The organism is Amycolatopsis sp. NPDC005961 (genome assembly GCF_040629235.1).
Lineage (GTDB): Bacteria > Actinomycetota > Actinomycetes > Mycobacteriales > Pseudonocardiaceae > Amycolatopsis > Amycolatopsis camponoti.
Genome location: NZ_JBEXVF010000011.1, coordinates 168,381 through 192,473, shown reverse-complemented (window position 1 = coordinate 192,473; position 24,093 = coordinate 168,381). Strand labels below are relative to the sequence as shown.

General features: G+C 71.6%; 26 protein-coding genes. 21 read left to right on the top strand and 5 right to left on the bottom strand.

Annotated elements, in window-relative coordinates; genetic code table 11:
• Positions 1–5 precede the first annotated feature (5 nt).
• From ABZ342_RS13290 to ABZ342_RS13265, 6 genes are all read left to right on the top strand, one after another.
• A complete protein-coding gene (locus tag ABZ342_RS13290) occupies positions 6–242 on the top strand; it encodes a glutaredoxin family protein (protein WP_360472248.1) in 237 nt (78 codons plus the stop codon).
• Between the two features lie 102 nt (positions 243–344).
• Positions 345–1,901 (top strand): molybdopterin-dependent oxidoreductase, encoded by a 1,557-nt coding sequence (locus ABZ342_RS13285; protein ID WP_360472246.1) that lies wholly within the window; start codon positions 345–347, stop codon positions 1,899–1,901.
• Between the two features lie 309 nt (positions 1,902–2,210).
• On the top strand, positions 2,211–3,125 hold the full coding sequence (locus ABZ342_RS13280) for a redox-sensing transcriptional repressor Rex (protein WP_360472243.1): 915 nt from the start codon (positions 2,211–2,213) through the stop codon (positions 3,123–3,125).
• Between the two features lie 73 nt (positions 3,126–3,198).
• Positions 3,199–4,506 (top strand): glutamyl-tRNA reductase, encoded by a 1,308-nt coding sequence (locus tag ABZ342_RS13275; protein ID WP_155548735.1) that lies wholly within the window; start codon positions 3,199–3,201, stop codon positions 4,504–4,506.
• Positions 4,507–4,526: 20 nt separating this feature from the next.
• Complete coding sequence (gene hemC, locus ABZ342_RS13270) at positions 4,527–5,456, top strand: hydroxymethylbilane synthase (protein ID WP_155548736.1); 930 nt, start codon at positions 4,527–4,529, stop codon at positions 5,454–5,456.
• A gap of 83 nt (positions 5,457–5,539) precedes the next feature.
• Positions 5,540–7,072 carry a bifunctional uroporphyrinogen-III C-methyltransferase/uroporphyrinogen-III synthase gene (locus tag ABZ342_RS13265; RefSeq protein ID WP_360472240.1) on the top strand — a complete coding sequence of 511 codons (1,533 nt, stop codon included), beginning with the start codon at positions 5,540–5,542 and terminating at the stop codon, positions 7,070–7,072.
• A 52-nt stretch (positions 7,073–7,124) separates the two neighbouring features.
• Here ABZ342_RS13265 and ABZ342_RS13260 read toward each other — a convergent pair whose 3' ends face one another.
• Together ABZ342_RS13260 and ABZ342_RS13255 are read right to left on the bottom strand one after the other, a co-directional pair.
• Complete coding sequence (locus tag ABZ342_RS13260; protein WP_360472238.1) at positions 7,125–7,997, bottom strand: NAD(P)-dependent oxidoreductase; 873 nt, start codon at positions 7,995–7,997, stop codon at positions 7,125–7,127.
• Positions 7,994–8,788: an AraC family transcriptional regulator gene (locus ABZ342_RS13255; RefSeq protein WP_360472236.1), complete on the bottom strand. Its 795-nt coding sequence runs from the start codon at positions 8,786–8,788 to the stop codon at positions 7,994–7,996. The genes ABZ342_RS13260 and ABZ342_RS13255 overlap by 4 nt, the downstream gene beginning before the upstream one ends.
• A gap of 111 nt (positions 8,789–8,899) precedes the next feature.
• Between ABZ342_RS13255 and hemB the strand changes: the two genes are divergently transcribed.
• From hemB to ABZ342_RS13215, 8 genes are all read left to right on the top strand, one after another.
• Positions 8,900–9,871, top strand: coding sequence for a porphobilinogen synthase (gene hemB, locus ABZ342_RS13250; protein ID WP_360472233.1), 972 nt, complete (start codon positions 8,900–8,902; stop codon positions 9,869–9,871).
• Between the two features lie 18 nt (positions 9,872–9,889).
• Complete coding sequence (locus ABZ342_RS13245) at positions 9,890–10,432, top strand: hypothetical protein (protein ID WP_155548740.1); 543 nt, start codon at positions 9,890–9,892, stop codon at positions 10,430–10,432.
• On the top strand, positions 10,429–10,875 hold the full coding sequence (locus ABZ342_RS13240) for a hypothetical protein (protein WP_360472230.1): 447 nt from the start codon (positions 10,429–10,431) through the stop codon (positions 10,873–10,875). The genes ABZ342_RS13245 and ABZ342_RS13240 overlap by 4 nt, the downstream gene beginning before the upstream one ends.
• A gap of 13 nt (positions 10,876–10,888) precedes the next feature.
• Positions 10,889–11,227: a hypothetical protein gene (locus ABZ342_RS13235; protein WP_360472227.1), complete on the top strand. Its 339-nt coding sequence runs from the start codon at positions 10,889–10,891 to the stop codon at positions 11,225–11,227.
• A 62-nt stretch (positions 11,228–11,289) separates the two neighbouring features.
• The gene (locus tag ABZ342_RS13230; protein ID WP_360472225.1) at positions 11,290–12,588 is read left to right on the top strand and encodes an HlyD family efflux transporter periplasmic adaptor subunit; all 1,299 of its coding nucleotides are present in this window, start codon (positions 11,290–11,292) and stop codon (positions 12,586–12,588) included.
• Positions 12,585–13,289, top strand: a complete 705-nt coding sequence (locus ABZ342_RS13225; RefSeq protein ID WP_360472223.1) for an ABC transporter ATP-binding protein — start codon at positions 12,585–12,587, stop codon at positions 13,287–13,289. The genes ABZ342_RS13230 and ABZ342_RS13225 overlap by 4 nt, the downstream gene beginning before the upstream one ends.
• Positions 13,286–14,491 (top strand): ABC transporter permease, encoded by a 1,206-nt coding sequence (locus ABZ342_RS13220; RefSeq protein ID WP_360472221.1) that lies wholly within the window; start codon positions 13,286–13,288, stop codon positions 14,489–14,491. Before ABZ342_RS13225 ends, ABZ342_RS13220 begins: the two co-directional genes overlap by 4 nt.
• A 12-nt stretch (positions 14,492–14,503) precedes the next feature.
• Positions 14,504–15,088, top strand: coding sequence for a hypothetical protein (locus tag ABZ342_RS13215; RefSeq protein ID WP_155548746.1), 585 nt, complete (start codon positions 14,504–14,506; stop codon positions 15,086–15,088).
• Here the strand turns inward: ABZ342_RS13215 and ABZ342_RS13210 are convergent.
• Positions 15,085–15,561 carry a TspO/MBR family protein gene (locus tag ABZ342_RS13210; RefSeq protein ID WP_360472219.1) on the bottom strand — a complete coding sequence of 159 codons (477 nt, stop codon included), beginning with the start codon at positions 15,559–15,561 and terminating at the stop codon, positions 15,085–15,087. The genes ABZ342_RS13215 and ABZ342_RS13210 overlap by 4 nt on opposite strands.
• A 60-nt stretch (positions 15,562–15,621) precedes the next feature.
• On the opposite strand from ABZ342_RS13210, the gene hemL reads away from it, so the two are divergent.
• The 7 genes from hemL to ABZ342_RS13175 all read left to right on the top strand — a co-directional run bounded on the left by hemL (position 15,622) and on the right by ABZ342_RS13175 (position 23,212).
• The gene (hemL, locus tag ABZ342_RS13205) at positions 15,622–16,923 is read left to right on the top strand and encodes a glutamate-1-semialdehyde 2,1-aminomutase (RefSeq protein WP_360472216.1); all 1,302 of its coding nucleotides are present in this window, start codon (positions 15,622–15,624) and stop codon (positions 16,921–16,923) included.
• Positions 16,920–17,546, top strand: coding sequence for a histidine phosphatase family protein (locus ABZ342_RS13200; RefSeq protein WP_155548749.1), 627 nt, complete (start codon positions 16,920–16,922; stop codon positions 17,544–17,546). The genes hemL and ABZ342_RS13200 overlap by 4 nt, the downstream gene beginning before the upstream one ends.
• Positions 17,543–18,112, top strand: coding sequence for a TlpA disulfide reductase family protein (locus ABZ342_RS13195; RefSeq protein ID WP_360472210.1), 570 nt, complete (start codon positions 17,543–17,545; stop codon positions 18,110–18,112). Before ABZ342_RS13200 ends, ABZ342_RS13195 begins: the two co-directional genes overlap by 4 nt.
• Positions 18,113–18,423: 311 nt before the next feature.
• Entirely contained in the window at positions 18,424–19,197 is a 774-nt protein-coding gene (locus ABZ342_RS13190) for a cytochrome c biogenesis CcdA family protein (RefSeq protein ID WP_360472208.1), read from the top strand.
• Complete coding sequence (locus ABZ342_RS13185; protein WP_360472205.1) at positions 19,194–20,789, top strand: cytochrome c biogenesis protein ResB; 1,596 nt, start codon at positions 19,194–19,196, stop codon at positions 20,787–20,789. The genes ABZ342_RS13190 and ABZ342_RS13185 overlap by 4 nt, the downstream gene beginning before the upstream one ends.
• A gap of 4 nt (positions 20,790–20,793) precedes the next feature.
• Entirely contained in the window at positions 20,794–21,762 is a 969-nt protein-coding gene (ccsB, locus tag ABZ342_RS13180) for a c-type cytochrome biogenesis protein CcsB (protein ID WP_360472202.1), read from the top strand.
• Between the two features lie 76 nt (positions 21,763–21,838).
• Positions 21,839–23,212 (top strand): AAA family ATPase, encoded by a 1,374-nt coding sequence (locus ABZ342_RS13175; protein WP_360472200.1) that lies wholly within the window; start codon positions 21,839–21,841, stop codon positions 23,210–23,212.
• 58 nt (positions 23,213–23,270) lie between these two features.
• On the opposite strand, the gene ABZ342_RS13170 is transcribed toward ABZ342_RS13175, so the two are convergent.
• Together ABZ342_RS13170 and ABZ342_RS13165 are read right to left on the bottom strand one after the other, a co-directional pair.
• Positions 23,271–23,453, bottom strand: a complete 183-nt coding sequence (locus ABZ342_RS13170; protein WP_360472197.1) for a hypothetical protein — start codon at positions 23,451–23,453, stop codon at positions 23,271–23,273.
• A gap of 150 nt (positions 23,454–23,603) precedes the next feature.
• Positions 23,604–23,816, bottom strand: coding sequence for a BldC family transcriptional regulator (locus tag ABZ342_RS13165; protein ID WP_072474890.1), 213 nt, complete (start codon positions 23,814–23,816; stop codon positions 23,604–23,606).
• Positions 23,817–24,093: the final 277 nt, after the last annotated feature.

Genomic DNA, 24,093 nt, shown 5'->3' with positions numbered 1-24,093 from the left:
ACGACATGGCGCACGAAGTGACGGTCATGAGCCGGGTGGGCTGCCACCTCTGCGAGGTCGCGGAGGCGGACGTCGCCCGGATCTGCGGCGAGCTGGACGTGCCGTGGAAGACGGCGGACGTCGACACGGACCCGGAGTGGCGGGCGGAGTACGGCGACCGGGTCCCGGTGATCCTGGTCGACGGCGCCGAGCACGGGTACTGGCGGGTGGAAGAGGACCGCCTCCGCAAGGCCCTCGTCTGACACGGGAGCTTTCGTCCGATGTGTCCCGCGCACGGGAAGCCGTAACACGTCCGTAAGCCACATCGGGCGGCCTTCCGGAGCGAGTGCTCCGAAGATGGAGGCGTGAGCACTCTGCAGGAAGCGCCGCCCGAGGCACCGAGGCGGCTTTCGCTGCCCGTCGCCACCCTCATCGGGCTCCTCGCGCTGGCCGCGGCCCTCGGGGTCGGGCACTTCGTCGCGGGCTTCGTCGGGTACACCGCGTCGCCGTTCATCGCGGTCGCCAACTACGTCATCGACCACAGCCCGACCGGGATCGTGAAGTGGGCCGAGCGGACGCTGGGCACCTGGGACAAGCCGATCCTCAAGGTCGGGCTGGCCGTCGTGCTCATGCTGTTCGCGCTGCTCGCCGGGCAGCTCTCGCGCCGGACACCGCGGGCCGGGCAGGTCCTCGTCTTCCTGCTGGGCGCCGCCGGGGTCGCCGCCGTCTACGCGCGCAGCGACCTCGGGCAGGTCTCGCTGCTGGCGCCGGTCGCGGCCCTCGTCGCCGGGCTCGTGGTGTTCACGATGCTGCACCGGGTCGCGCTGCCCGCGGACCTCGTGCACGACCGGGGCTTCGACCGCCGGAAGTTCCTGCGCGCCGGGATCGGCGTCGCCGCGGGGTCGGGGATCGCGGCCGTCGTCGGCCAGGTGGCCGGGACCAGCAAGAACGCCGAAGACTCCCGGGCCGCCGTCGGGCCGCTCGTGCCCGCGCGCACCGCGCCGCCGCTGCCCGCGGACGCCGACTTCGCGAAGCTGGGCTCGCCGCCGTTCCTCACCCCGAACGGCGACTTCTACCGCATCGACACCGCGCTGGTCGTCCCGCAGATCCGCACCGAGGACTGGAGCCTGAAGATCCACGGCATGGTCGACAAGGAGGTCACCTTCTCCTACGCCGACATCCGCAACCGGCCGCTGGTCGAGCGCCGCGTCACGCTCACCTGCGTCTCCAACGAGGTCGGCGGGCCGCTGATCTCGAACGCGACCTGGCTCGGCGTCGACCTCGTGGACCTGCTGGACGAAGCCGGCGTGCGGCCGGGCGCCGAGCAGATGTTCGCCACCAGCGTCGACGGCTGGACGTGCGGCACCCCGGCGAACGTGGCGCTCGACCCGCAGCGGGGCGCGATGCTGGCGATCGGCATGAACGGCCAGCCGCTGCCGATCGAGCATGGCTTCCCGGCGCGGATCGTCATCCCGGGCCTGTACGGCTACGTCTCCGCGACGAAGTGGGTCGAATCCCTCGAATTCACGAAGTGGGACGCGCGGCAGGCGTACTGGCTGAACCGCGGCTGGGCCGAGCAGGCGCCGATCAAGACGGAGTCCCGGATCGACACGCCGAGCGGCTTCGCCGGCGTGACGGCGGGCAAGGTCCGGCTGGCCGGCACGGCGTGGGCGCAGCACACGGGCATCGCGAAGGTCGAGGTCCGGCTGGACCAGGGCCCGTGGCAGCCGGCGGTGCTGTCGGCCGAGGTGAGCAAGGACACCTGGCGCATGTGGTGGGTCGAGCTGGACGTGCCGAAGGGGACGCACCAGGCGTTCGTCCGGGCGACCGACCAGGACGGCTACACGCAGACCGAGAACCGCGCGGACCCGGTCCCGGACGGGGCGACCGGCTGGCACTCGGTGACCCTCGACGCCCGCTGAGGCCGGAGCCGTTCACAGCGTCCGGCCGCCCGTTCGTCGCGCCGCGGGGCCGGCACCCGATCACCGCTCGGCGGCCGCCGGCCCCGGAAGTGCCTGGCGGACAAGGATTCTGACGCCGTGTCATGATCGTGCGCGGCCGGGAACCGCCTCCGACCTGTGACTTTGTGCGCGCGTTCACAAGTGGTCTACCGTAGGACCATCGCCCCCGGGCGGTCCGTATCGAACCGGACCCCGGGCCCTGGGTCAAGACACAGTTCGGCACGGCCGTGGCGATGGCCGCCGGGTGCACAGCGGGCAGGAGACAACGGCGTGGTGACACAGCGGGGGAGGCGCGACGAAGCGAGCTCCCCGGGCCGGCCGCCGCGCCGGTCGCGCCGCCAGGACACCCCGGACGCCGACAACGCGCCGACCGCCGAGATCCCGGCCGTGCCCGCCGACGGCAACGGCCGCGCCGGGGATGCCCCCGAGGCCGTCCGGGCGAAGTCGATCCCCGAAGCCGCGGTCGCCCGCCTCGCCGTCTACCTCCGCGTGCTGTCCGGAATGTCCGAGCAGGGCGCGACGACCGTTTCGAGCGAAGAGCTCTCCCAGGCCGCGGGCGTCAATTCCGCGAAATTGCGCAAAGACCTCTCGTACCTCGGCTCCTACGGCACCCGCGGCGTCGGCTACGAAGTGAGCGTCCTGGTCAGCCAGATCGAGCGGATCCTGGGCCTGACCCGGCAGCACAAAGTGGCCGTGGTCGGCATCGGAAACCTCGGTCACGCGCTGGCCAACTACGGCGGCTTCCCGGGGCGCGGGTTCCCGGTCGAGGCCCTGTTCGACCTGGACGCGGACCTGATCGGCGTGCCGGTCGGCGGCCTCCCGGTGTCGCACATGGACGACATCCCGCGGGTGTGCGCCGAGCGCGGAATCTCCATCGGCGTGATCGCCACCCCGCCCACCGCCGCACAATCGGTGTGTGACCGCCTGGTCGCGGGCGGTGTCCAGTGCATCCTCAACTTCGCCCCCGTCGTGCTGCAGGTTCCTGCTCACATCGAGGTCCGCAAAGTGGATTTGGCCGTCGAGCTGCAGATACTCTCGTTCCACGTGGCTCGCCGCGCGGATGACGCCGCCGGCAATCAGGGCAATTCCGGATTACCCGGCACCGTCAGGCCGTCCGACAATGGGAAGGGCGGCCGGAACGGTTCGGGCCCGGACGGCGGACGAGAAATGGTGGTGCGCTCATGAGCGAGCCTGCGAGTGAATCATCCAACACAGCGCAGCCGGTCAGGCGCTCACCGAGCGTCAGCGAGGTGAACGCATGAGCGTCCTGGCGGTCGGGCTTTCGCATCGGAGCGCTGAGCTGAGCACGCTCGAGCGCGTCGCGGTGCCGGCGCCCGAGGTCGGCAAGGTCCTCGACGAGCTGCAGCAGGCCGAGCACATCAGCGAGGTCATGCTCGTCTCGACGTGCAACCGGATCGAGGTCTACGCGGTCGTCGAGACGTTCCACGGCGGCCTCAACGACGTCTCCGCAGTGCTCGCCCGCCAGGCCGGCATGGAACCGGCCGACCTCTACGACAGCCTGTACGTCCACTACGCCGGTGCCGCCGTCGAGCACCTGTTCTCCGTCACCTCCGGCCTGGACTCGATGGTCGTCGGCGAGACGCAGATCCTCGGCCAGATCCGGTCCGCCTACGCCACCGCGCGCGAGGCCGGCACCGTCGGCCGCACGCTGCACGAGCTGATCCAGACCACGCTGCGCGTCGGCAAGCGCGTGCACTCCGAGACCGGGCTCGACCAGCTCGGCGCGTCGGTCGTCTCCGAGGCGCTCGCCGCGGCCGGGGACGTCGCCGGCAAGCACGCCGTCATCGTCGGCGCCGGCTCGATGGGCGCGCTGAGCGCCTCGCAGCTGCGCAAGGCCGGCATCGGCGAGATCACCGTCGCCAACCGCACCGACGCCCGCGCCCGCCGCCTCGCCGCGAACGTCACCGAGCAGGGCGTGCCCGCCCGCGCGATCCCGCTGTCGCTCGTCGCGGACGCCGTCCGCGACGCCGACGTCGTCATCTGCTGCACCGGCGCGCAGGACGCGGTCTTCGGCCCCGAGCACGTGCCGGCCCGCGGCGGCCGCGACCTGGTCGTCTGCGACCTCGGCCTGCCCCGCGACGTCGACCCGGCGGTCGGCGAGCTGGCCGGCGTGCGGGTCGTCGACCTGGCCACCGTCCAGCGCCGGATGCGCGAAGCCGGCACCCCGACCACCGAGCGCCAGACGGCCAAGGCGACCGGGATCGTCCTCGACGAGGTGCGCGACTACCTCGCCGGGCAACGCAGCGCCGAGGTGACCCCGACGGTGACGGCGTTGCGCCGCCGGGCGGCCGAGGTCGTCGACGCCGAGCTGCTGCGGCTGGACCACCGGCTGCCGGACCTGGACGGCGCCGTCCGCGAGGAGGTCGGCCGCACGGTCCGCCGGGTGGTCGACAAGCTGCTCCACGCGCCGACGGTGCGGGTCAAGCAGCTGGCCGCCGAGACGGCCGACACCGACTACGCGAACGCGTTGCGCGAACTGTTCTGCCTCGACCCGCAGGCGCCCGCCGCGGTGGCGAGCCCGAAGCCCCCACCAGAGAAGAAGTAGTAGTGACCAGAGTCATTCGCATGGGTACGCGTGGATCGAAGCTCGCGCTGACCCAGACCGGGATCGTCGCCGATGCCCTGCGCGCCACCGGCGTCGAGGTCGAGATCGTCAAGGTGACCACCCCCGGCGACAGGTCGATGGCGCCGATCGCGACGATCGGTGTCGGCGTGTTCACCTCCGCGCTGCGGGAAGCGTTGCTGCGCAACGAGGTCGACGTCATCGTCCACTCGTACAAGGACCTGCCGACCGCACCCGAGCCGGGCATCACGCTCGCCGCCGTGCCGCCGCGCGAGGACCCGCGAGACGCGTTGATCGCGCGCGACGGGCTGACGCTGGGCGAGCTGCCGCCGGGTTCGAAGGTGGGCACCGGCGCCGCGCGGCGCACCGCCCAGCTGCACGCGCTGGGTCTCGGTTTGGAAATCGTGCCGATTCGCGGCAATATCGACACCCGCATGCGCAAGGTGACCGACGGCGAGCTGGATGCCGTGGTGCTCGCGCGTGCCGGACTGGCCAGGGTCGGACTGGTCGGGGTGATCACCGAGACCCTCGACCCGATCCAGATGCTGCCCGCGCCCGCCCAGGGCGCGCTGGCGGTGGAGTGCCGGACCGCCGACGTGGACCTCGAGCAGCTGCTCGCGGCCACGCTGGACGACGAGGGCACGCGGGCCGCGGTGACGGCCGAGCGTTCCCTGCTGGCCGCGCTCGAGGCGGGGTGCAGCGCGCCGGTGGGCGCGCTCGCCGAGATCGTCGAAGATCTCGACGCCGAGGGCAAGGTCGTGGAACGGATCTCGCTGCGCGGCACCGCCGCGGTCGACGGCGAGGACGGCGCGGTGGACATGGTCCGGGCCATCGCGCTGGCCGACAAGCACCAGGCCGCCCAGCTGGGCAAGGACCTGGCCGCCGAGCTGCTGGACCTCGGTGCCGGAGCCCTCTCCGGTCCCGCTCAGTAGCGCTTTCCGAAGCGCTTCCCAAGACGTAGGAGATCTGCGTCCGTGCACTCGCGCACGGACGCCGCAAGAGGAGAAACGCACAGATGACCCCCGCGCGAAAGACCACCGGGCGCGTAGCGTTCGTGGGCTCCGGGCCCGGCGACGCCGGCCTGCTCACGGTCCGTGCCCAGGAACTGCTCGCCAAGGCCGAGGTCGTGGTGACCGACCCCGACGTGCCCCAGGCGGTGCTGGCCATGGCCGCCGAGGGCGCCGAGGTCCGGCCCGCCGTCGGCGAGGCCACCGAGGTCGCCAAGGACCTCACCGCCGAGGCCAAGGCCGGCCGGCTGGTGCTGCGCCTGATCGCGGGCGACCCGCTGACCACCCCGGCCGTCGTGGCCGAGGTGCAGGCGGTCGCGCGCACGAGCGCCGTGTTCGACATCATCCCGGGCGTTTCGCCGGGTGCGGCCGTCCCGGCGTACGCGGGCGTCGCGCTGGGTGGCACGCACACCGAGGTCGACGTCCGCGGTGACGTCGACTGGGCGGCACTGGCCGCCTCGCCCGGCCCGCTGGTGCTGCACGGTTCGTCGGCCCATCTGGCCGAGGCCGCGTCGGCGCTGACCGGCAACGGCGTCCCGGCGTCGACCCCGGTCGCGGTGACCGCGAACGGCACCATCAACACCCAGCGCACCCTCGACACCACGCTCGAGAAGGTCGCCAACGACGCGGGCGAGCTCGTCGGGCCGCTGATCGTCACGATCGGCCAGGCCGCCGGGCACCGCTCGAAGCTGTCCTGGTGGGAGTCGCGCGCGCTGTACGGCTGGAAGGTCCTGGTGCCGCGCACCAAGGAGCAGGCCGGCGAGATGGCCGAGCGCCTGCGCGGCCACGGCGCGACGTCGCACGAGGTGCCGACCATCTCGGTCGAGCCGCCCCGCAGCCCGGCGCAGATGGAGCGCTCGGTCAAGGGCCTGGTCGACGGCCGCTACCAGTGGATCGTCTTCACCTCCACCAACGCGGTCCGCGCGGTGTGGGAGAAGTTCGAGGAGTTCGGTCTCGACGCCCGCGCCTTCTCCGGCGTGAAGATCGCCTGCGTCGGCGCGGCCACCGCGGCGAAGGTGCGCTCGTTCGGCATCATCCCCGAGCTGATCCCGTCCGGCGAGCAGTCGTCGGAAGGCCTGCTGGCCGAGTTCCCGCCGTACGACGACGTGCTCGACCCGGTCGACCGCGTGCTGCTGCCGCGGGCGGACATCGCCACCGAGACCCTGTCGGCCGGCCTGCGCGAGCGCGGCTGGGAGATCGACGACGTGACGGCCTACCGGACCGTCCGGGCCGCGCCGCCGCCCGCCGAGACCCGCGAGATGATCAAGACCGGCGGGTTCGACGCGGTCTGCTTCACCTCGTCCTCGACCGTGCGGAACCTGGTCGGCATCGCCGGCAAGCCGCACACCCGCACGCTGGTCGCGTGCATCGGCCCGAAGACCGCGGAGACCGCGGTCGAGTTCGGGCTCCGGGTCGACGTCCAGCCGGAGAAGGCCGACGTGCCGCACCTGGTGGACGCGCTGGCCGAGCACGCCGCCCGGCTCCGCGCGGAGGGCGCCCTGCCGCCGCCGCGCAAGGCGAAGCGGGCCCGCCGCTCCTGAGGTACTGCGTGACGAAGGCCGCCCCGGTTCGCCGGGGCGGCCTTCGCTCGTTTCAGCGGGCGTTGTCCTCGCGCCACTTGAGGTAGTCGGCCACCGAAGCCGGGACGTCGAACTCCGGCTCGAAGCCGGTGTCCTCCGTGAGCCGCGAGATGTCGAGGTACGGGCCGTTCGCGCCGCCCGGCTGGAGGGTTACGCCCAGGGCCGACGCGAACTCGCCGTACGTGAACGGGCGGCCGCTCGACACGTTGTAGACCTCGTGGTTCACCGTCGCAGCCGTGGTCAGCAGGGCGATCGCGCGGCCCGCGTCCGGGGCGTAGCAGACGTCGCCGCCGTCGTCGGCGTGCATCTGCGAGGTTCCCGTGTTGACCAGCGACGGGATCGGGCAGAACGGCGACTGCGGGTCGACCAGTGGGCCCCAGATCGTGCCGATCCGCAGCACCACCGGCTGGACACCACTCCCGGCGAGACTGTGCGTCGTCAGCGGCTCGACCGCCTTCTTGAACGCGATGATCAAGTGCGGTAAGGACGCCGTCGGCAGGGCCAGCTCCTCCGTCCACGGGATCTCGGGACGTCCGACGTACACCCCGAGGCTGCTCGCCACGGCGAACCGGCGGACACCCCACGCCCGGGCCGCGGCGAGGGCGTTGAGCAGGCCCGTCGTGTCCGTGCGGAAGAACTCGACCGGATCCTCGCCGGGAACGCTGCCCGCCAGGTGGACGATGTCGGTGATCCCGTGGCGTGAACCGAGCGCCAGGAACGCCTCGCGGTCGGTGACGTCGAGCTGCTCGACCGTCACCCGCCCCGCGAGGAAGGACGGGACCTCGACGCGGCGGTGGGCGGTGACGACCACGTCGTGGCCGAGGGCGAGGAGGGCGCGGGCGGTGTGGGCGCCGATCATGCCGAGCCCGCCGGTGACGAGGATCATCGCGCCAGGCTAGGCACGCCGTCCCGCCCGTTCTTGAACGAATCGCGCAGGAACGGCAGGGCGGACGCGGAGTGGTCGTGGCCGCACGCGCACTCCTCGACCCTGCCGCCCAGCAGCCCGCGCGGGGTGAGCCCGGTCAGGCGCAGGCACTCCCGGTTGAGGTGCGCCTGGTCGGCGTACCCGGCGTCGGCGGCGAGCCCGGCGGCGCTCCGCAACCCCGCCTGGGCCAGCGCGAGAAAACCCTGGAACCGCAGCGTCCGCTGGAGGACCTTCGGTGCGACGCCCACCGCGTGCCGGCAGCGGCGCCGCAGCTGGCTGGGGGAGAGCGCGAGCCGTCCGGCCAGGGAGTCGATGTCGACCGGGCGCCACGGCATGAGCGCCTCGACGGCTGCGTTCACCAGCGGGTCCACTCCGCTGCGCGGCAGCTGGTCCTGCAGTGCCGCGAGCGATCCGGCCGCGGCCGCCGCGAGGGTCCCGGCCCGGGTACCCCACAGGTCCGCGAGGTCAACGTGCCGGTCGACCAGCTCGTCGAGCGGTACCGGGAGCGGGGGCGCGGCGCCGGGCCGGTAGCGCACGCCGACGAGGGTGGTGCGCGCCGGCAGGACCTCGAGCAGCGGCGCGGTCAGCGGGCCGAGCAGCCGGGGCCGGCCACCGAGCGGGAAGTGCAGCTCGATGCCGCCGGTGGGCAGGTGCCGCTGGACGTACGGGGTCGCGCCGGTGCGCTGGGTCCAGACCGTGCGGACCACGTCCGCCAGCTCCGGCACGGGCAGGCGCTCGACGTACTCGGTCACGCCTCCACCGAATCGCCCGTGCCGAACGGCGTCAAGCCATTCACCGAGCGGAAAGCGCCGCTGAGCACCCTTGCGGAACCCGCGCCCGAACCGCCGGAGTAACTTGGAAGGGTGTTCCCAGAGCATCGTCCCCGCAGGCTCCGCACCACCCCGGCCATGCGCAGGCTGGTGGGTGAAACGACGCTGCGGCCACGCCAGCTGATCCTCCCGATGTTCGTCGCCGAAGGGCTCGACCAGCCGAAGGCGATCTCGAGCATGCCGGGGGTCGTCCAGCACACCCGCGACACGCTGCGGAAAGCCGCCGTCGACGCGGTCAACGCCGGCGTCGGCGGGCTCATGCTCTTCGGCATCCCCGAGACGCGGGACGCCGAGGGCTCCGGGGCGGTCGACGAGAACGGCATCCTCAACGTCGCCCTGCGCGACCTGCGGCACGAGCTCGGCGACGCCACCGTGCTGATGGCCGACACCTGCCTCGACGAGTTCACCGACCACGGCCACTGCGGCGTCCTGGACGCCGACGGCGGGGTCGACAACGACGCCACCCTGCGCCTCTACGCCGAGATGGCCGTCGCGCAGGCCGAAGCCGGGGCGCACGTGCTCGGGCCGTCCGGGATGATGGACGGCCAGATCGGCGTCATCCGCCGCGCGCTCGACGAGGCCGGGCACCGCGACAAGGCCATCCTCGCGTACGCCGCGAAGTACGCCAGCGCGTTCTACGGCCCCTTCCGCGAGGCCGTCGACTCGCAGCTCAAGGGCGACCGCAAGACCTACCAGCAGGACCCGGGCAACGCCCGCGAGGCGCTGCGCGAGATCGAGCTGGACCTCGCCGAGGGCGCGGACATGATCATGGTCAAGCCCGCTCTGTCCTATTTGGACGTCGTCAAGGCGGCCGCGGACATCTCCCCGGTCCCGGTGGCGGCGTACAACATCTCGGGCGAGTACGCGATGGTCGAGGCCGCCGCGGCCAACGGCTGGCTGGACCGCGAGCGCACGGTCCTCGAGGTGCTGACGTCGATCCGCCGCGCGGGCGCCGACATGATCCTCACGTACTGGGCCGCCGAAGCCGCTGCCTGGCTGGACTGACCGGTTAGAGTCACCGCCGTGGCGGACAAAGACACCGAAGACCTCAGCGGTCTCACCGACGACGAACGACGCAAGAAGGGCCGCTCGCCGGACCCGCTGATGCCGGGCCAGAAGGCGCCCAAGGCGACGCCGCCGAAGCCCGTGGCCATCGCGTTCTGGCTGTGGCTCGTCGGGGGCGTCGTGCTGATCCTCGGCTACGTCCAGCTGCTGACCAGCAAGTCGGCCGTCATCGACCAGTACGTCAAGGGCACCACCGACCCGAAGTACACGCCGCAGATGATCGCGGACGGCGTCACGACGCTGCTGTGGTACCTGCTCGGCGGGTCGGTCGTGTTCGTGCTGCTGTTCCTGCTCTTCGCGTACAAGGCCCGCGAAGGCACCCGCTCGGCCCGGACGGTGCTGACCGTCCTGCCGGTCGTCATGGTGCTGCTGATCATGGTCGTCGCGCCGATCATCAACTACCTGACGCTGCTCGCGGTGCTGGTGTTCGTCATCGCGGTCATCCTGATGTACCTGCCGTCGGTCGCCGCCTACTTCCCGAAGGCCGGCCGGAAACCGTGAGCGACCGGCTCTACGCCGAGTCCGGCGTGAGCTGGGCCGCCATCCTGTGGGGCCCGGTGTTCGCGCTGGTCGGCGCGCTGGCCGAGCTGGTCACGGGCGGGCCGGTGCACATCGTGGGCTGGCTGATGGTCGGCGCCGGGCTGTGCGTGATCACCGTGCCGTGGGTGTACGCGCGGCGCCGGTTCCTCTCGCTGGAAGTCACGACGAAGCAGCTGCGCCAAGGCCGGGAGAAGGTCGCGGCGGACCAGCTCGCCTCGGTGACGGACGTCGGTGCCCCGGTCGGTGCGCGGGTGCTGGGCGGCGGCTGGTCGGTCCCGCGCAAGTACGACTCGCTGCCGGTGGAGCTGGCGGACGGCTCGGTGGTCCTCGCGTGGGCGAAGGACGTCGAAGCCCTCCAGGACGCGCTCGACCGGCTCGTCCGGGCGACGCCGAAGGAAGCATGAGAAAATCCCTCTCGTGATCGACCTTCCGCAGCCCACCGGGGCCGAGCTCTGGCCGCCGGAAGAAGCCGGCCCACAGGACCGGCTGCACAAGCCTTGGCGGGCGCTCGTCGCCGCCGTGGAGGTCGTGCTCGCCGTGGCCGCCGGGTGGGCCGCCTACGCGCTCTGGCACGGCGGGTCCGCCACCGTCGTCACGCGCACCGACGACGGCGCGATCCTGGAGTCGCACCGGTACTTCGGCGGGATGCTCGCCGCCGCCATCGGGCTGGGCACCGTGGCCGCGATCCTGCTGGTCGACGCGGTGCGTCAGCTCTCGCTCGCGGTCCGTGCGCGGCACCCGAAGCCGAAGGCCTGATACACAGCTCCCACACAGGGAACGAACAGTCAATTGCTAAACAGCGGCGACACTGTTGCCGCATGACGCGCGTGCGTGCCTCGAAGGCATGGGTGATCAACGGTGCTCTGGTCGTACTGCTGGCCGGAGCGGCTTTCGGGATATATCAGGCATTCAGCCCCGAACCGAACACGGCGCAGGCGCAGACGCGCAGCACCGCGGTGCGCCGCGCGACGGTCACCGAGACCATCTCCGCGGCCGGGACCCTCGCCAGCAGCTACACCGGCGCGGCGAACTTCTCGAGCGCGGGCAAGGTCACTTCGATCGACGTGAAGGTCGGCGACGTCGTGAGCGCCGGCCAGAAGCTCGCCACGATCGACAGCACGCAGGCGTCGAAACAGCTGCAGGTCGCGAAGGCGAACCTCGCCGTCGCGCAGGACAGCCTGGACTCCGCCGAGGACGCCGAAAACACCCCGGCGACCGGGCAGAACAGCCAGAACTCGCAGAACAGCGCGCAGTCGGCGGCCACCAGCGTCACCTCGGCGCAGGCGAAGCTGGACCAGGCCCAGCTCGACGTCCAGACCGCGCAGGAGACCCTCGACAACACGACGCTGTACGCGCCCGGCGCGGGCACGGTCACCGCGGTCAACGGCACGGTCGGGCAGCAGTCCTCCAGCGGCTCGGCGAGCAGCAGCGGCTCGCAGTCGTCGTCCAGCGGCAGCGGCCAGGGTGGGCAGGGCTCGTCGAACTCGAGCGCTGCCTCGTCGTCCAGCAGCACCGGCAGCGGCTTCATCACCATCACGAACATGACCGGCCTGGTCGTGAACACCTCGGTCGCCGAGATCGACGTCAGCAAGGTCAAGGCGGGCCAGAAGGCCACCGTGACGCTCAACGCGCTGCCGGACAAGCCGGTCCAGGCCACGGTGTCGAGCATCAACCTGACGCCGACGACGAGCGGCAGCGTCGTGTCCTACGGCGCGCAGCTGGCCCTGACCGCCCCGCCGGACGGGCTGCGGCCCGGCCAGTCGGCGAGCGTCGTCATCACCGTCGCCTCGGCCGAGAACGCGCTGAGCGTGCCGGCCGCGGCCGTGACGACGGCCGGCAACACCACCATCGTCACCGTGCAGGAGAACGGCCAGAACGTCCCGCGCCAGGTGCAGATCGGGATCCGCGGCGAGTCCACCGTGCAGATCACGTCCGGGCTGACCGAGGGCGAGAACGTCGTGCTCACCGGGGCCTCTGCGGCCACCGGCACCGGCCGGACCGGCACCGGGACGGGCGGCACCGGCGGGTTCCCCGGCGGCGGAACCGGCGGCTTCCCCGGCGGCGGCCAGCGCGGCACGGGCACCGGTGCGGGTGGCGGCTTCGGCGGCCGCGGGTGAACCCGGTGATCGCGGTCTCCGGACTGCGCAAGACCTACGGCGCCGGTGAGACGGCCGTGCACGCGCTGCGTGGTGTCGAGCTCACCGTCTGGCCCGGCGAGTACGTCGCCATCATGGGTGCTTCGGGCTCGGGCAAGTCGACGCTGCTGAACATGCTCGGCTGCCTCGACGTCCCGACGTCCGGCCAGTACCTGCTGGACGGCTTCGGTGTCGGCAAGCTGAACGAGCGGCAGCTGGCGTTGCTGCGCAACCGGAAGATCGGCTTCATCTTCCAGTCCTTCAACCTCGTGCCGCGGACGTCGGCACTGTCCAATGTGGAACTCCCACTCGTCTACAGTGGACTGCGGCGGTCGGAACGACGCCGGCGCGCGCTGGCGGCGCTCGACATGGTCGGGCTCTCCGACCGCGCCAAGCACCTCCCCAGCGAGCTGTCCGGCGGGCAGATCCAGCGCGTCGCGGTGGCGCGGGCGCTGGTCACCGGCCCGGCGATGCTGCTGGCCGACGAGCCGACCGGCAACCTGGACCGCCGCAGCACCGCGGACGTCCTCGGCGTGTTCGACCGGCTCAACCAGCTCGGCCGCACCATCGTCGTGATCACGCACGAGGACGAGGTCGCCGCGCACGCGCGGCGCGTGGTGCGGGTCGACGACGGACTGATCGTCTCGGACGAGATCACCCGCGCGGTCGGAGCGCTCACGTGAACTTCTTCGAAATCCTGCGCTTCGCCGTCCGCGGGCTCACCGCGAACAAGCTGCGCTCGGCGCTCACCACGCTCGGCATCACCATCGGCGTCGCCGCGGTGATCCTGCTCGTCGCGGTCGGCAACGGCGCCTCGGCGGCCATCGCGGCCAGCATCCAGGGCCTCGGCACCAACGTCGTCAACGTCTCCCCGGCGCGCGGCGGCGGGCAGGGCGCGTCCGCGCGGCCGCTGACCGTCCAGGACGCGCACGCGCTCGTCGACCCGATCGGCGCGCCGGACGTCAAGGCGGCCTCGCCGGTGGTGAACACGACGGCGACCGCGACCTACGGGCAGACGTCCTACGACATCTCCAGCGTCGCCGGCACCGAACCCGCGTACTTCACGACGACCAACCGCGAGCTGGCCCAGGGGCAGCTGTTCACCAGCGAGGACGTCACGGCGGCACGCAAGGTCGTCGTCCTCGGGCCGACGACGGCGGAGTCGATCTTCGGCAGCGGCACCGACGCGGTCGGCAAGAACGTGCTGCTCAACAGCATCCAGTTCACCGTGGTCGGCGTGCTCCAGGCCAAGGGCAGCACCGGCCTGCAGAACGCCGACGACGTCGCGATCGCCCCGATCTCGGCCGTGCAGAACTCCCTGGCCGGCTACGGCAGCCTCAGCCAGATCGCGGTCCAGGCGACCAGCGCCGACTCCGTGTCACTGGCGCAGTCCGAGATCACGGCGATCCTCAACGCCCGCCACGGCATCCGGCTCGGCGGCACCGCCGACTACCAGATCCAGAACTCCGAGCAGCTGCTCGCGACGCGGACGTCGGCGACCGAGACGTTCACCGTCCTGCTGGCGGCGGTCGCGGCGATCTCGCTGCTGGTGGGCGGCATCGGCGTCACCAACATCATGCTCGTCACCGTGACCGAGCGGATCCGCGAAATCGGCATCCGCAAGGCCATCGGCGCCCCACGCTCGGCCATCCTCGGCCAGTTCCTCGCCGAAGCGACCATGCTCAGCCTGTTCGGCGGGCTGCTCGGCGTCGCGATCGGGCTCATCGGCAGCCGGTTCACCATCTCCGGGATCACTCCCGTCGTGGTGCCCTCGTCGATCCTGCTCGCCTTCGCGGTATCCGCCCTGATCGGGCTGTTCTTCGGCAGCTTCCCGGCGAACCGGGCCGCCAAGCTGCGGCCGATCGACGCCCTGCGTCACGAATAAGGAGTCTTCGCCATGTCTTCCTCCACGACGACCCAGCCGGGGGACGAGCCGACGGCCGTGCTCCCGGCCGTCGAGCCGACCGCGGAGCAGATCGTCGCCAGCCCGGCGGTCGACGGTGATCTGAACGCGGAGATGCGCCGCGCCGCGAAGCCGTTCTCCCGCAGCACGCTGGTGCTGGCCGGGCTCGTGGTGCTGGCGATCGCCTTCGGTGGCGGCGCCTGGACCCACGCGGCCTTCGGCTCGTCCTCCTCCTCGACGCCCACCGGACGCCAGGGCGGGACCGGCGGCGCCGGGCAGAACGCCGCGGGCGGCACCGGCCAGACCGGCGGCACGGGCCAGCAGGGCGGCGGCTTCCGCGGCGCGGGCGGGCGCGGCACGACGGGCACGGTCGACCACGTCGACGGCACCACCGTGTACGTGAAAACCGCGCAGGGCAACGACGTCAAGGTGTCCACATCGGACTCGACGACCGTCGGCGTGACCCAGCAGGGCAAGCTCTCGGACCTCAAGCCGGGCTCGACGGTCGTCGTCCAGGGTCAGGCGGGCGACGACGGGACGGTGGCCGCGCAGGCCATCACCCAGCAGGCGGCGCGCTAGCCGAGCGCGACGATCGCGGTGTTGAGCGCCGTCGCGTAGAGGATCCAGGCCAGGTACGGCACGAGCAGCGCGGCGGCGGCCTTCGACCGGCGGGCGAACAGGACGATCGTCACGACCACGACGACGTCCAGCACGACGATGTCGACCAACGCCGCCGTCGCCGCGCCGCCCTCGAAGAACAGCGGCGTCCACAGCAGGTTGGCCAGCAGGCCGATGCCGTACGCGGCGAAGCCCCGGGTTTCGCCGTCCGTGCGCCAGTACAGCCAGCCGGAGACGGCGATCGTGACGTACAGCACCGTCCACACCGGACCGAACAGGGACGCGGGCGGCGCCCACGACGGCAGCTCGAGCCGCGCGTAGACCTCCTTCGACGAGGTCGCGGCCAGCGCGCCGACCACGGCCACCACGGCGACGACGCCGAGGAAGCAGGCCAGCACCAGCCACGGGTTGCGCTGTGACGCACGTTCGGTCACCGGCTGTTCCCCTCCCGGGCGGCGTCGGGTCACCCTAGCCGGGTTTGCGAGACTGGGCAGGTGAGCACTGGAACCGAGCAGTCCAAGGCATGGTTCGACCGCGCGAAGACGGCCATCCCGGGCGGGGTGAACTCGCCGGTCCGGGCGTTCAACTCGGTCGGCGGCACCCCGCGGTTCATGGTCCGCGGCGAGGGCCCGCACCTGTGGGACGCCGACGGCAACCGCTACGTCGACCTGGTCTCCTCCTGGGGCCCGATGATCCTGGGCCACGCGCACCCGCACGTCGTCGAGGCGGCGCGCGCGGCGGCGACGGCCGGGCTGTCGTTCGGCACGCCCACCATCGGCGAGGTCGAGCTGGCCGAGGAGATCATCAACCGGGTCGAGCCGGTCGAGCAGGTGCGCCTGGTCAACTCGGGCACCGAGGCGACCATGAGCGCGATCCGGCTGGCCCGCGGGTTCACCGGCCGGTCGAAGATCGTGAAGTTCGCCGGGTGTTACCACGGTCACGTCGACGCGCTGCTCGCCCAGGCCGGCTCCGGCGTCGCGACGCTCGGGCTGCCGACGTCGCCGGGCGTCACCGGCGCCCAGGCCGCGGACACGATCGTGCTGCCCTACAACGACCTCGACGCGGTCCGGAAGTCCTTTGCGGACAACCCGGGCGCGATCGCCGCGGTGATCACCGAGGCCGCGGCGGGCAACATGGGTGCGATCGCGCCGGACGAAGGCTTCAACGCGGGCTTGCGTGACATCGCCCACGAGCACGGCGCGTTGCTGGTCATGGACGAGGTGATGACCGGGTTCCGCGTCTCGAGCGCGGGCTGGTTCGGCCTCGAAGGCGTGGCCGGCGACCTCTACACGTTCGGCAAGGTGATGTCGGGCGGGCTGCCGGCCGCGGCCTTCGGCGGCCGCGCCGACGTGATGGCCAAGCTGGCCCCGGGCGGCCCGGTCTACCAGGCCGGGACGCTGTCCGGGAACCCCGTCGCGGTGGCCGCGGGCCTCGCGACGCTGCGCGCGGCCGACCACGCCGTGTACGCGGCGCTGGACGCCAACGCCAAGCGCCTCGGCGACCTCTTCCGCCGAGAGCTGAGCGCCGCCGGGGTCGCCAACCACGTCCAGTACGCGGGCAACCTGGTCAGCGTGTTCTTCGGCGACCAGCCGGTGCGCGACTACGCCGGCGCGCAGGCGTCCGAGACGTGGCGGTACCCGGCGTTCTTCCACGCGCTGCTCGACGCAGGCGTCTACGGGCCGCCGAGTGCGTACGAGGCCTGGTTCGTCAACGCGGCCATGGACGACGAAGCGTTCTCGGTGATCGAAGCGGCCCTGCCGGCGGCGGCTCGCGCGGCGGCGGAGGCGGTCAAGTGACCACGGTCGTCCACATGCTTCGCCACGGCGAAGTGCACAACCCCGAGAAGATCCTCTACGGCCGTCTCCCCGGCTACCGGCTCTCCGAGCGCGGGCAGCGGCAGGCGCTGACGGTCGCCGAGGCCGTCGCGGGCCACGACCTCGTGCACGTCGTCGCGTCGCCGCTGCAGCGCGCGCAGGAGACGGCGGGCCCGATCGCCGCGGCGCACCGCCTCGACATCGCGACCGACGAGAACCTGATCGAGGCCGGCAACCAGTTCGAGGGCCTGCACGTCGCGGTCGGCGACGGCGCGCTCCGGGAGCCGAAGCACTGGCCGAAGCTGGTGAACCCGTTCAAGCCGTCGTGGGGCGAGCCGTACCTGGAGATCGCGCACCGGATGCTCGGCGCGGTCCACCGCGCGCGGGAGGCGGCGGACGGCCACGAGGCGCTGTGCGTGTCGCACCAGCTCCCGATCTGGACGTTGCGGCGGTTCCTCGAGGGCAAGAAGCTGTGGCACGACCCGCGGCGCCGCCAGTGCTCGCTGGCGTCCCTGACGTCCCTGGTCTTCGACGGCGACGAGCTGCGCGAGATCGTCTACAGCGAGCCCGCCGGAACGACCGACCCCAAGGTGACCGGGGCATGAAACGGCTGTTCATCGGGGCCATGGCGGTGCTGGCGCTGGCCGGCTGCAGCGCGGGCAAGGACGCGGTGGTGCAGGGGAGCAGCTTCAGCTTCGTCTCCCCGGGCGGCCAGGTCGACATCACGTACGACCTGGCCCAGCGCCAGACGGCCCCGGTGCTGGCGGGCGACGACCTGATGAACGAGGGCAAGCAGCTGTCGCTGGCGGACTTCCCGGGCAAGGTCGTCGTGCTCAACCTGTGGGGTCAGTGGTGCGGGCCGTGCCGCACGGAGGTGCCGGAGCTGGAGTCCCTGGCCAAGCAGGCGCCGGGAGTGCAGGTGGTGGGCATCGACGTCCGCGACCCGGCCCGCGAGGTGGCCCAGGACTTCGTCCGCGACCGCCAGCTGACGTACCCCTCGATCTACGACCCGGACGGCCGGGTCCTGCTGAAGCTGAGCGGCTACCCGCGCAACATCATCCCGTCGACGATCGTCCTGGACAAACAGCACCGAGTGGCGGCGGTGTTCCTGCGGCCGGTGCTGGCCCAGGACCTCCTCCCGGTGACGCAGCGCCTGGAGAAGGAAGCCTGATCGAGGGAGCCCGGCAGCCGGAAGCGGAACCGGCACCCGCCCAGACCCCACCCACCACCCCGATCCGAAGCCAGAACACGGACGGCAGTACCGGGTCAAGGCATCTTTCCCGCCTTGACGCGGTGCGGCCGTCCGTAGTCACAATCGGGCTTCGGGGTGGTGAGCCATCGCGCGGGCCACTGTCCGGGCGCCGGTCAACGTCACCCGAACCGCCGAAATGTCCGGGACCAAGGTCCTGAACTGCTGTGACCGAGGTCCTGTGAACCGCCCCCGGAGTTCTCACCAGGACCTCACTGCCTACCCTCAACGGGGTGAACTCCGTGACCGAGCTGGCGATCTCCGGACCGCTGCTGCTCGCCGCGGGCGTCGCGCTGCTGGCCGGGACGATCTCCTTCGCCTCGCCCTGCGTGGTGCCGCTGGTCCCCGGATACCTCGCGTACCTCGCCGCGCTCGTCGGGGCGGACGCCCCCGCGGTCAGCGCCGACGAGGAGCGCAAGAAGGGCCGCTGGGCCGTCCTGGGCGCCGCCCTGCTGTTCGTGCTCGGGTTCACCGTCGTCTTCGTCGCCACGCTGGGCACCCTCGTCTGGCTGGCCGACACGCTCACCCTCAACCAGGACCTCCTGCAGCGCATCGGCGGCGTCCTGACCATCGCCATGGCGCTCGTCTTCCTCGGCTGGATCCCGGGCCTGCAGCGCGAGGTCCGCTCGCACCGCGTCCCGGGCGGCGGCGTCTGGGGCGCCCCGCTGCTCGGCGCGATCTTCGGCCTCGGCTGGACGCCCTGCATCGGCCCGACGCTGTCCGCCGTCACCACGCTGGCCAGCGCGACCGGCGGCGCCGAGGCGCGCGGCTACCTGCTGATCGCCGTCTACTGCCTCGGCCTCGGGGTGCCGTTCCTGCTGATCGCGCTCGGCGCCCGCTGGGCCGTGCGCGCCACCGACTGGGTGCGCCGGCACGGCCGCCAGGTGCAGATCTTCGGCGGCGCGCTGCTGCTGATCGTCGGCATCCTGCTGGTCACGGGCGTGTGGGGGGACCTGATGGGCTGGCTGCGCAACGAGCTCGCCGGTGACCTGAGGCTGCCGCTGTGACGACCACGGAGGCACCCCCCAAGACCCCGCAAGGCCCGACGCCCGCGAAGCGCACGTTCGCCTTCGTGCGCAACACCTGGCGCGGCCTGACGTCGATGCGCACCGCGCTCGTCCTGCTGTTCCTGCTCGCTCTGGCCGCGCTGCCGGGCGCGCTCCTACCGCAGCGGAAGCTCAACGCCCCCAAGGTCGACGAGTACATCAGCGCTCACGGCTGGTGGGGCACCCTGCTCGACAAGCTCGAGTTCTACGACGTCTACTCCAGCATCTGGTTCTCGGCGATCTACCTGCTGCTGATGATCTCGCTCATCGGCTGCCTGACGCCGCGCAGCTTCGACTACGTCAAGGCGATGCGCGCCAAGCCGGTGCTGACCCCGCGCAACCTCGCGCGGATGCCGCACTACCGGCTCGGCCGCGGCAAGTCCGACGTCGGAGCCGAGATCGCCGCCGTCCACAAGCACCTGTCCGGCTGGCGCCGCGTCGAGCGCGAGGAAGCCGACGGCGTCCGCACGATCTCCGCCGAACGCGGGTTCCTGCGCGAGACCGGCAACCTGATCTTCCACTTCAGCATGCTCGGCCTGATCGTCTTCTTCGCGCTGGGCAAGCTCTACGGCTACGAAGGCCAGGTCATCGTCCAGGCCGACGGCGACAGCTTCTGCAACTCCGGCATCTACAACTACGACTCCTTCAACGCGGGCCTGCGCGTCGACGGCACCGACCTCGACCCGTTCTGCGTGAAGGTCGACGACTTCACCGTGCGGTACACCCCGGCCGGCGAGCCGGAGTACTACCACGCGAACATCCAGTACCAGTCCGGCGGAGACCTCGACACGGGCACCTGGCGTCCGTACGGCCTCGAGGTCAACTCGCCGCTGCGGACCGCGGGCGACCGCGTCTACCTGCTCGGCCAGGGCTACTCGCCGCAGTTCACGGTGACCTTCCCGAACGGCGACAAGCGCACCCAGAACACGCAGTGGCGCACGGTCGACCCCACCACGATGCTCGCCGAGGGCGCGACGAAGTTCGACCAGCCCGGCGTCACCGACGAGGTGCAGCGGCGGACCCGCCAGCTCGCCATCACCGGGCTGTTCGCGCCGACGTCGTTCCTGCACGGCAACGTCCTGACGTCGTCGGCGCCGGAGCTGAAGGACCCCGCCGTCGCCGTCGACATCATGCGCGGCGACCTCGGGCTCGACGCCGGGCGCGGCCAGTCGGTGTTCGAGATCGACCAGTCGCTCGTGGACGACGGCAGGCTGAAGAAGATCGCCCGCGAGAACATGAAGGTCGGCCAGGAGATCAAGCTCGACGACGGCACGAAGGTCCGCTTCGACGGCGTCAACCACTGGGTCTCCCTGCAGGTCTCCCACGACCCGACGCAGGGCTTCGTGCTCGGCTTCGCCATCTCGATGTTCCTCGGTCTCGGCGCGTCCTTGCTGGTCAAGCGCCGCCGGCTGTGGGTGCGGGTGAAGCCGGGGACCGAAAACGACCCCGGTACCGTGATCGAGGTCGCCGGACTGGCCCGTACCGACCAGGCGGGGTACGGCGAAGAGTTCCACCGGATCAGCGAGCGCCTGATCAGTGGTCAGAAGGGCTGAGGCAATGCCGATCAACGAGACGCTGTCGCAGTACAGCGACTGGCTGTACACCACCGCCGCGGCGATCTACGTCGTCGCGCTGATGATGACGCTGATCGAGCAGGGCTTCGGCGCCAAGGGCCGGCTCGCCACCGAGCGTGCCAAGCTCCGCGCGCGCGAGCTCGTCGGGGCCGGCGGGCCGCCGATCGAGGAGGTCCCGGCCGCGCAGCGCGCGACCGGCCGCCCCGAGCGGATCGGCAAGATGGGCGCGTCGCTGCTCGTGCTCGGCGCCCTGCTGCAGCTGTCGGCGATCGTGCTGCGCGGGCTCGCCGTGCACCGCGCGCCGTGGGGCAACATGTACGAGTACGGCATGGCGGTCACCTTCATCACGGTGGTCACCTGGATCGTCGTGATGTGGAAGTTCCCGGTCCGCCACCTCACCGGCTTCCTGCTGCTGCCCGTCGTGATCCTGATGTTCATCAACGGCACGCTGCTGTACACGACCGCGGCGCCGGTCCAGCCCGCGCTGCAGTCGTACTGGCTGGTCATCCACGTCTCGGCGGCCATCATCGGCTCCGGCGTCTTCCTGGTGCCGGGCGTCGCGAGCGTCCTGTACCTGTTCCGCGCGGCCTACGAGAAGGACGAGACGAAGTTCGCCCGGTTCGCCTCGAAGCTGCCCGCGGCCGACGTCCTCGACCGGATCGCCTACCGGACGACGATCTTCGCCTTCCCCGTCTTCACCTTCGGCGTCCTCTGCGGCGCCGTCTGGGCCGAGTCGGCCTGGGGCCGGTTCTGGGGCTGGGACCCCAAGGAGACCGTCGCGTTCATCGCGTGGGTCATCTACGCGGCCTACCTGCACTCGCGGGCGACCGCCGGCTGGCGCGGGGCCCGGGCCGCGGCGATCAACATCGTCGGGTTCGCCGCGATGATCTTCAACCTGTTCTTCGTGAACCTCGTCACGGCGGGCCTGCACTCGTACGCCGGGGTGGGCTGAGCGGACCGCGGGTTCGCCGACTACCGTCGTCGCCAGGGGGAATGATGTCGGGCGGAGTGCGCGGAGGTTTACACCGGTGACCGGACCCAGCGAAGAATCGGCTCCTGGCCACCCCGAACAGGTCGAGCCGCAGCCCGAGGGGGCCAAGCCGAGCCTGTTCGCCGAAGACCGGACGGACTCGCACCCGCACCCCGAGACGTCCGGGGCCTTCGACGTGCAGCCGACGCAGGCGGTGCCGCCGCCGCCCAACCCGGCGGTGTCCGGCCCGCACCAGGTGCCGAATCCGGCGGTGTCGGGCCCGCACCAGGTGCCGAACCCGGCCGTGTCCGGCCCGCACCAGGTGCCCCAGGGCTATGGCTACGACCAGAATCTCCCACCGCTGCAGCCGCAGTACGGCGACCCGGCGCAGCAGTACGCCCAGGCGCACGCCCAGTACCCGCAGCAGCCGGGTCAGCCTTCGGGCCTGCCGCAGCCCCAGGGCGGCCGGCACGCGGCGCCGCCGCAGCAGCCGGGACACGGCCACGACCTGTCGACCGCGCACCTGGTCAAGCAGGTCAAGCGGCCCCCGCAGTCGGGCTGGCGCAAGGCCGTCTACGTCGGCACGGGCAAGCTGATCAACCCGGGGGAAAGCCCGGCGGACACGCAGCGCCGTGACCTCATCGCGCGCGTCAACCAGCCGCTGCGCGGGTGCTACAAGATCGCGATGCTGTCGCTCAAGGGCGGTGTCGGCAAGACGACGGTGACGACGACGCTCGGCGCGACGTTCGCCTCGCTGCGCGGTGACCGCGTGGTGGCGGTGGACGCCAACCCGGACCGCGGCACGCTGTCCCAGAAGCTCCCGCTGGAGACGACGGCGACGGTCCGCCACCTCCTGCGCGACGCGGCCCGCATCACGCGCTACAGCGACGTCCGGTCGTACACGTCCCAGGGCTCCAGCCGGCTGGAAATCCTCGCGAGCGAGCAGGATCCGGCCGTTTCCGAGGCCTTCTCCGAGGACGACTACCGGCGCACGGTCAACCTGCTCGAGCACTTCTACAACATCGTGCTCACCGACTGCGGGACCGGCCTGATGCACTCGGCGATGAAGGGCGTCCTGGACGTCGCGGACGCGCTGGTCGTGGTGTCGTCCGGCTCGGTCGACGGCGCCCGCAGCGCCTCGGCGACGCTCGACTGGCTCGAGGCCCACGGCTACGGCGAGCTGGTGAAGCGCTCGGTGGCGGTGATCAACTCGGTCCGTCCCAAGGGCGGCTCGGTCGACCTCGACAAGCTGTCGGCCCACTTCGGCGCGAAGGTCCGGGCGGTCTGCAAGGTCCCGTTCGACCCGCACCTGGAAGAGGGCGCGGAGATCGAGCTGGACCGCCTGTCCGGCGACACGCGCCTGGCCCTGCTCGAACTGGCCGCCACGGTCGCCGACGGCTTCGCCACCCCGCTTTCGCAGGGCTATCGGTAGGTAAAGGCGCGAAAGGCCACCGTCCGGGAACTACTGCCCGGAGGTGGCCTTCAGTGCGTCAGCCGTCTTCGTCCCGGCGTTTGCGCTGCTGTTCGGACAGCTGGCGCAGGAAGTCGGGGTCGTCGTCCGGGGCGATCGGGGCGCGGCGCGGAGGCGAAGTGACCATCCGCTGACCGGCGAAAGACCGCCACAGGAGCAGGGCGACGACCAGCGCGCCGACCGCCGCGAGCAGAGCGAGCATGCCGGATCCTTCCGTGTGGGTCCCCCGAGGTTAACCCGTCGAGCCGGTTTCGGCCCGAACCCCGTCGGGCGGGGTGACGACCAGGACACGAAGGGCCGCGCGGGGCGGGGAAAGTCCCCGTACCCGACACGGCCCGGCGCTCGAGATGGTTCAGGCCTTGCGGGCCGGTTCGCTGGCGTCCGTGGTCAGCTCCGCGAGGAGCTCGTTCACCTCGGACTCCCGGAATCGCCGGTGCCCGCCCGGGGTCCGGATCGAGCCGATCCGGCCCGCGGTGGCCCACCGGGTGACCGTCTTGGGGTCCACTCGGAACAGTGCTGCCACCTCACCAGGGGTGAGCAGTCGTCCGCCCATCGTCGCGGTCATTTTCCGCCTCCTTAACGACCTCACTGCTATACCGGAGGCGTCCGGGCCCTTCTGGCCCGTTCCGCCGGGGTAGCCAACACGGCAATCGTTGCACTTCACCCGTCGGGTACTCGAACGGTTGTCCAAGAGTAAAGAGCCCTTAAAGGTCAAAACGGACAGGTTGCTTACGTTGTGCAACTAATTTCCGGTGACCTGACGTGCTCAGATGTCGTTCGACCCGGTCATCGGCCGCGAGGCATGGTCTCAATGGGGGATTGTCCAACCGCATAGAGTGATG

What these genes read in the sequence shown, in the direction of transcription:
- ABZ342_RS13290 (WP_360472248.1), top strand. Translation starts at nt 6, where the DNA reads ATGGCGCACGAAGTGACGGTCATGAGCCGGGTGGGCTGCCACCTCTGC.
- ABZ342_RS13275 (WP_155548735.1), top strand. Translation starts at nt 3,199, where the DNA reads ATGAGCGTCCTGGCGGTCGGGCTTTCGCATCGGAGCGCTGAGCTGAGC.
- hemC (WP_155548736.1), top strand. Translation starts at nt 4,527, where the DNA reads ATGGGTACGCGTGGATCGAAGCTCGCGCTGACCCAGACCGGGATCGTC.
- ABZ342_RS13265 (WP_360472240.1), top strand. Translation starts at nt 5,540, where the DNA reads ATGACCCCCGCGCGAAAGACCACCGGGCGCGTAGCGTTCGTGGGCTCC.
- ABZ342_RS13260 (WP_360472238.1), bottom strand. Translation starts at nt 7,997, where the DNA reads ATGATCCTCGTCACCGGCGGGCTCGGCATGATCGGCGCCCACACCGCC.
- ABZ342_RS13230 (WP_360472225.1), top strand. Translation starts at nt 11,290, where the DNA reads ATGACGCGCGTGCGTGCCTCGAAGGCATGGGTGATCAACGGTGCTCTG.
- ABZ342_RS13215 (WP_155548746.1), top strand. Translation starts at nt 14,504, where the DNA reads ATGTCTTCCTCCACGACGACCCAGCCGGGGGACGAGCCGACGGCCGTG.
- ABZ342_RS13195 (WP_360472210.1), top strand. Translation starts at nt 17,543, where the DNA reads ATGAAACGGCTGTTCATCGGGGCCATGGCGGTGCTGGCGCTGGCCGGC.
- ccsB (WP_360472202.1), top strand. Translation starts at nt 20,794, where the DNA reads ATGCCGATCAACGAGACGCTGTCGCAGTACAGCGACTGGCTGTACACC.
- ABZ342_RS13170 (WP_360472197.1), bottom strand. Translation starts at nt 23,453, where the DNA reads ATGCTCGCTCTGCTCGCGGCGGTCGGCGCGCTGGTCGTCGCCCTGCTC.
- ABZ342_RS13165 (WP_072474890.1), bottom strand. Translation starts at nt 23,816, where the DNA reads ATGACCGCGACGATGGGCGGACGACTGCTCACCCCTGGTGAGGTGGCA.